At 62.9% G+C, this 402-nt stretch carries 1 protein-coding gene; it reads left to right on the top strand.

Annotation, left to right across the window (positions count from 1 at the left end; translation table 11 throughout):
* Positions 1-402, top strand: a 402-nt coding sequence (locus EOA24_RS41045; RefSeq protein ID WP_127410976.1) for a TOBE domain-containing protein, incomplete at both ends; no start/stop codon positions are given.

Genomic DNA, 402 nt, shown 5'->3' with positions numbered 1-402 from the left:
ACCAGGAAGAGGCGCTTGCGGTTTCGGACCGCATCATCGTCATGAACAAGGCGGTGGTCGCACAAGACGGTACGCCGCGCGAACTATACGACGCGCCAGCCAACGCATTCGTTGCCGACTTCATCGGTGAAGCCAACATCCTGGATTGCGAGGTGGTTGCGGTGCAAGGGGACGAAGCTACCGTGCGGCTAGACACGCTTGCCTTGAAACTGCCGGCGCTTGGCCACCAAGCCGGCCCGGCGAAGCTGGCCGTCCGTCCAAGCCGCATCGAGATCGGTCCTGCTGGCGCGCCGCAGACGATCGCAGGCACGCTCGCAAAGGCCACCTATGCTGGCAGCCATCTCGAACTGGTCGTTGCCACGGCACTTGGCAACGTGTTCGTGTTGTCGCGCAACGTCGATG

It is taken from the genome of Mesorhizobium sp. M2A.F.Ca.ET.039.01.1.1, assembly GCF_003998035.1.
GTDB lineage: Bacteria > Pseudomonadota > Alphaproteobacteria > Rhizobiales > Rhizobiaceae > Mesorhizobium.
The sequence above is the reverse complement of the archived record's forward strand: the minus strand, read 5'-3'. Positions and strand labels throughout refer to the sequence as shown.